General features: G+C 48.5%; 2 protein-coding genes and 8 tRNA genes. All 10 read right to left on the reverse strand.

Annotation, left to right across the window (positions count from 1 at the left end; translation table 11 throughout):
- Window positions 1-801: 801 nt before the first annotated feature.
- The 10 genes from AB4Z29_RS25040 to AB4Z29_RS25085 all read right to left on the reverse strand — a co-directional run bounded on the left by AB4Z29_RS25040 (window position 802) and on the right by AB4Z29_RS25085 (window position 5779).
- A complete protein-coding gene (locus tag AB4Z29_RS25040) occupies window positions 802-1659 on the reverse strand; it encodes an ABC transporter ATP-binding protein (RefSeq protein WP_441945710.1) in 858 nt (285 codons plus the stop codon).
- A 242-nt stretch (window positions 1660-1901) separates the two neighbouring features.
- Window positions 1902-4232: a phosphodiester glycosidase family protein gene (locus AB4Z29_RS25045; protein WP_441945711.1), complete on the reverse strand. Its 2331-nt coding sequence runs from the start codon at window positions 4230-4232 to the stop codon at window positions 1902-1904.
- A gap of 718 nt (window positions 4233-4950) precedes the next feature.
- A tRNA-Leu gene (locus AB4Z29_RS25050) sits at window positions 4951-5033 on the reverse strand.
- Window positions 5034-5131: 98 nt separating this feature from the next.
- Window positions 5132-5214: transfer RNA gene (locus AB4Z29_RS25055), tRNA-Leu, on the reverse strand.
- 15 nt (window positions 5215-5229) lie between these two features.
- Window positions 5230-5305, reverse strand: a tRNA-Lys gene (locus AB4Z29_RS25060).
- 10 nt (window positions 5306-5315) lie between these two features.
- Window positions 5316-5390, reverse strand: a tRNA-Gln gene (locus AB4Z29_RS25065).
- Between the two features lie 9 nt (window positions 5391-5399).
- Window positions 5400-5475: transfer RNA gene (locus AB4Z29_RS25070), tRNA-Val, on the reverse strand.
- Window positions 5476-5508: 33 nt separating this feature from the next.
- Window positions 5509-5583, reverse strand: a tRNA-Glu gene (locus AB4Z29_RS25075).
- Between the two features lie 40 nt (window positions 5584-5623).
- Window positions 5624-5699: transfer RNA gene (locus tag AB4Z29_RS25080), tRNA-Thr, on the reverse strand.
- A gap of 4 nt (window positions 5700-5703) precedes the next feature.
- Window positions 5704-5779: transfer RNA gene (locus tag AB4Z29_RS25085), tRNA-Asn, on the reverse strand.
- Between the last annotated feature and the right edge of the window lie 221 nt (window positions 5780-6000).

Here is a 6000-nt window from a genome sequence, read left to right on the forward strand (position 1 = left end):
TTAAAACATATATACTCCTGCATTGCTGACCTGAATATTTATAATCAGAAGAGTATGACGGTAATCTTCCTGTAATTGTCTTACACCCTAACTTAGTTGTTGATCCTTAGTTGTTGCTTCTTATCACACCCACTACTTTTTACTTTTACTTTTACTTTTTACTTCTTACTTCTTAATTCTTTCTTCYTAATTCTTACTTGTTGATTCTTACTACTTACTTCTTACTTCTTTCTTCTTTCTTCTTTCTTCTTTCTTCTTACTTTTTACTTCTTACTTCTTACTTCTTACTTCTTACTTTTTACTTCTTACTTTTTACTTCTTACTTCTTACTTCTATATAAGATGAGCTAAACATGAGTATGCCGTTAACGCTGCGTGAATAAAGTCATTTTTCCGGTCGCCGCTGCAGCCAAATGGTTTTGATTCGATACTTCATATATAGTTATCATTTGGTCTGCAAAAGCGAACATTGCATGTCTCCAGAACGACTTTTTTCTCTCCGCCTGCGCAGCTCATTCATCATTTCAACTTATATAGTTTCTTTTTTCTTGTTTCTTACTCCTTTCTCATTGCTCCCTGCCTCCTGCCTCTTACTTCTAATCCTTACTTCTTGCTTTATGCTCCTTGCTCCTTGCGCCTTGCTTCTTATAATGACATAAACCGATAAGGCGATTTGTTCATTCTCCATACAAAAAAGACTGTTCCCAATAGCAAGAATCGCTCGGGAGCAGCCTCTTCAATTGCAAAGCCAAATCAATTAAGCCTCTAAAGGCATTACACATCTGATTCTAAGTAATCCTGACTAAGCTCCTGCAGCTGTCAGCGTCTTCTCTTGCTCCGCACTTCTCTTAACCGCTACTTTGTCGGCAGCCGGTTGTCCAGCAAGCGCATAAGGCAAGCAAAGCGGAACGCCTGTGCGCGGATCCGGAACGATATCTGCTTCAATATTGAATACTTCGCGCATAATATCAGGCGTCATAACTTCAGCTGGTGATCCCTCGCCAACAACAACACCTGTCTTTATAGCAATCATATGGTGCGCATAACGCGTTGCATGGTTTAGATCATGTACAACCATGACAACTGTACGGTTGTTCGTTGCGTTAAGCTTTTGAAGCAAATGTAGTACCTCGAGCTGATGCGCCATATCAAGGAAAGTTGTTGGCTCATCCAGAAACAGGATATCTGTTTCCTGTGCCAAGGACATCGCGATCCAAGCGCGCTGACGCTGACCGCCTGATAAATGGTCAACTGGTCGGTCTGCGAAATCAGTCATGCCAGTCGCTTCGATTGCCCATTGTACGATACTACGGTCTTCCTTGCTCATCGAGCCAAAACCCTTCTGATAAGGAAAACGTCCGTAGGATACAAGCTCGGCTACTGTCAGTCCATCTGGTGCGGTAGGATTCTGCGGCAAAATGGCCAGCTGCTTCGCTACTTCCTTCGTTGATTGCTTATGAATCGATTTGCCGTCCAGAAGCACACTGCCTTGGGATGGATTCATAATACGGGCCATCGTTTTCAAAATCGTCGATTTGCCAGAGCCGTTGGCTCCAACCAGCGCCGTAATTTTCCCTTGTGGTATAGCAATGTTCAAATTCTTGACGATAAGACGATCATCATAACCAATATCAAGACCCGAAGTCGTTAGACGAATCATTGGACATGCACGCTCCTTCTGCTGCCGCGGCAGACATCTTCTGAATGTAAAAATAAGTATAAGTATATGGATTCCGTTTCTTCAAACGAAAATTGATAACGATTATCATTGACGTTTTAATGATAATGTTTCTCACGTCAAAAGTCAATGGTTAACTCTGTGACAGATTATACTTCTATAGATTATGAACCTTTTCAAAAAATAAAACCGTCCTCAACACGAGGACGGTTCATACTGCTCTTTTACCACTTCAACTTTGTTCCGAAAACGAGACCGTTGCTAATCAGCCTGCCAGGCGTCGTAATGAGCTTGCCTTGGGCATACATACCTGAGGATGCGCCGCCGTCCAAGTTCATCGCCTGCACAGCGCCAAGCTGCAGCATGATTTGTCCCCATTGCTTTATAGTTGATTGAGACACGGTCGCCAGGACGACAGTTCCATCTTTTCTAACGAGAATACCGCTTCGCGCTGCAGAGTCTGTTAAAATTTTGGAGCTGCTGAAGCCTTCTCCCGCAGGGTTGATCGCCAGCTTCCCGTCTTTCACCAGCCTAGGGCCTGCTCCAACTGCCGTATGCACGCGTGACCAGGCAATTGGCGTTCTTGATAGATTAGTCATCTCAAGCTTATAGTCTACGACCGTGCCGACCTTGAAGCGTTCCGCCAGCTTTTCTTCTGAGCCTATAAAAACAAGTACGTACCCATCCGCTGGAATGCTGACGTTCTCTTTCTTGCTAATCTTTGTCACTTTCCCCTTACTCACTGTTATTGCCGTGCCTAAAGCAAAGCCAACCTTTGCTCCTCGCTTCGGCGTAAACATAATAGCTGAGGAAGCACCAGCCGACGGGGTACGATTAATGAAGTAAACATACCAATTATTCGGGAAGGCAAATGAACCGTCCGTGCCTCCTAGCACTTTAACGCGAAGCGAATCCATCATGACGGTGCCGTCCCATGTAAAACCGATTGCGGTGCCCGTATTGCCGATATGCTCCACGTTGCCGTCTGTAATGATCGTGCCGTACGGCTCCGGGATGCCTCCGTAAGCCTCGAAGTAGGTGCCATTGATCGCAGCGTCCGCGTTGTAGGCTTTTGCAATCGACACTAGCGGCTGAACAATGCCAACCTTGCGGCTTGCTAGACCTGCCGTCATTGGAACTCCCTTAGGAATAACCACCGTTTGAACTGTATAGGACTTGCCAGATACACTGACCTTCTTCGCCTCACGCTTTACCTTCAGCTTGGAGGCCGAAGCAGCAACCTGAACAGGAAGCTTGAGCTGGCCTTTGTATCCGCTCGTTATGACGTCGACATATAGGTTTGCTGAGCCCGCCGCCATTGGGGTCACAACGCCTTTATCCGTAATGCGGACAATCGCCGCATTATCTGAGCGGAAGCCGAGGGCGACGGGATCGGACAGCTTCAGCTTGTCCGTGAGCAGGAGCCTCGTATCCAGCGGCAGCTTCAGCGTCGCCGCTGCGTAGGTAACCGCGACGGGCCGGACAGGCCCCGCCGCGATGAGCTTGCTCCCGGACGCATACGCGAAGCGTCCGGCACCCATCGGCGCCACGCTGCTCGCGGGAACCGCGGCGTGCCCGCCGTAAGTGTACAAGATCGACTTGGCGGAGCCGTCGATCGCGTACACAGCGCCGGATCGGCCGCCGGCCAGCACGATGCCGGCGGCAGCATCCGGCGCCAGCGCCGCGGGGCCGTAGCCCCCTGCCCCGGCGGCGCTGATGCGCCATAGTTCCGCCCCGTCTGCGAGGCGGAACGCAGCAATGCCGTTGCCGCTAAGCTCTGCGGCAACGACAGCTCCTGCATCCCCCGGCAGAAGCACCGGGGATGTCCAGCCGCCTGCGGGCGCAGCCGCAAGCTCGCGCGTGAATCGGACTTTGCCGTCCTCCTCATACGCAGCGACCGCTTTGCCCGCAAGCAGCAGCACGCCGCCGCCAACCCGGTCGGCGGCAAGCTTAGCCCCAAGCAGCGGCTGTTCCAATGCCGCCTCCCATACTACCGCTCCGCCACGCACTGCGTAAAGCGTGCCGTTGCTGCCTAGGGCGTACACGCCGCTCTTACCTGCAGCGAGCTCCTTTACCGTGACGCCGTCAGGCAATAAAGCTGCCTGCTTCTCACCTGTACTGCTTAGCGACAGGATCGCATGCTGGTATGAAAAATACGGATAACCTTCTCCATCCGTCACCACGCCGGAGGGCTGCAGCTGTTCTTTTTTATTCTTGAAATAAAAAATACCTGCCTGCCCTCCATTTGCCGCCATATCATATTTGAACAGCCGTGCGCCCGTGCCTGCTATATAAATCTCGTTTTTCCCATTTATAGCTGGAGCAGACAACTTGCTGTAACTGTTCACACGCTTCACTTCTTTGCCTTTCCCGTCCAACACCGATAACCATCCATTAGCAGTCACCGTAAAAAGATTTCCATTGGGCAAAACAAGCGGTGCATACAGCATACCTTCCGCTGTATACCGCCAATACTCCAGTTCCGCTTTGCTGCTTGCTGGATTCTTTGCCGCTGCAGCTCCGTTTATTGCCGTGTTTGATGGTTCGGCGGCCATTATGCTCCTGTTTCCAAGGGCAGCAGCAGTCTGCAAACCGTGGCTTCCTATATGGCTAATTCCAATTATCATGATTAGCAAAACAATAAAAGCTCTAAGTTTGTGGTTCCTCATTTTTTGATGCATCGCTCTAGTCTCCTTCATCTTCATAGATTCCAAATAGTCCCAATGAACTATATCGACAGCTCGATGCACAAAATGAAGAGAATTCTCACCTAACAAAACTCATCATTACAATAGGCTAGCATCCTGTTAACCAATGCTATTCATTGCTATTCAGTGCTCTACCCATGCAGCAGCAACTAGACAGATAAACCCTTATCGGTTCCTGCTCATGAATCATTCAATTGGTTTATCGTTCATTTCCTTAATCTTTAAGCTGATTGATATTTAACGACAGTCATTTTATTCGATTGTCTTGATAAACGACCGATATAGATGAGTTTGGAGATGAGTTGGAGATTGCTTAAACGATGGGTGTAACTTACGGGGGACGATTAGCTTAATGCACCGTTAGGTTCAATTTCTGACATTGTTTCTTGGGGATATAGGGAGAGTCGCGAACAACATACGGATATCATGTTTCATTTCAGAAAATTCATTTCAGTCAATGACAAGCAGATATTACAATTGAACAAATGAAGCGAAAAGACAAGCTTAACCATTCAAGTATGTAAACAGCAAAAAACCCTTGTTCGCCAAGGGTTTTCTCATGGTATGGTGCGCGTAGAGGGACTTGAACCCCCACGGTCGCCCGCTAGATCCTAAGTCTAGTGCGTCTGCCAATTCCGCCATACGCGCATATTTCATTATGTTCTTGCTAAACCATGTTGTGTAGGACTTCCACCTACGTTACTTTGTTGACATACAAAGTGCTTCCCGATTAAGGGTGTTAAAGATGGTGCGCGTAGAGGGACTTGAACCCCCACGGTCGCCCGCTAGATCCTAAGTCTAGTGCGTCTGCCAATTCCGCCATACGCGCGCGTGAGATAAAAAATGGTGAGTCATGTAGGATTCGAACCTACGACACCCTGATTAAAAGTCAGGTGCTCTACCAACTGAGCTAATGACTCATAGTATAAGTGGCTGGGGATTCAGGGATCGAACCTGAGAATGACGGAGTCAAAGTCCGTTGCCTTACCGCTTGGCTAATCCCCAACAGCGATATGGTGGACGCTGACGGGATCGAACCGCCGACCCTCTGCTTGTAAGGCAGATGCTCTCCCAGCTGAGCTAAGCGTCCAAGTATATAGGCGCCTTTTGTAAAAAAGGAAATTGGTGACCCGTAGGGGACTCGAACCCCTGTTACCTCCGTGAAAGGGAGGTGTCTTAACCACTTGACCAACGGGCCATGCATAAATGAAAACTTGTCCTCAAAGTTGAAAGAGTACTGGAGCTCTCAACCGGATTCGAACCGGTGACCTCATCCTTACCATGGATGCACTCTACCTACTGAGCTATGAGAGCATAATGGCTCCCCGAACAGGACTCGAACCTGTGACAACTCGATTAACAGTCGAGTGCTCTACCAACTGAGCTATCAGGGAACATTGCATATTTGCGTTGAAATGTCTCCAAGAGCTTCAACTGCAAAAGAGGCACGGTTGAACAACAAGGCATTGCGCCCTGAAAACTGGATACGAAAGATAAGGTTTGCTGAACCTTCTTGCTGCTGTCTACCGGATGTATGGGTCACGGTAAACGTGTTTAGGATAAGCCCTCGACCGATTAGTATTCGTCAGCTGCACACATTGCTGTGCTTCCACCC

Source organism: Paenibacillus sp. 2TAB23 (assembly GCF_052115165.1).
GTDB lineage: Bacteria > Bacillota > Bacilli > Paenibacillales > Paenibacillaceae > Pristimantibacillus.

Coding starts and splice junctions, on each gene's coding strand:
- AB4Z29_RS25040 (WP_441945710.1), bottom strand. CDS start 1,659: ATGATTCGTCTAACGACTTCGGGTCTTGATATTGGTTATGATGATCGT.
- AB4Z29_RS25045 (WP_441945711.1), bottom strand. CDS start 4,232: ATGGCCGCCGAACCATCAAACACGGCAATAAACGGAGCTGCAGCGGCA.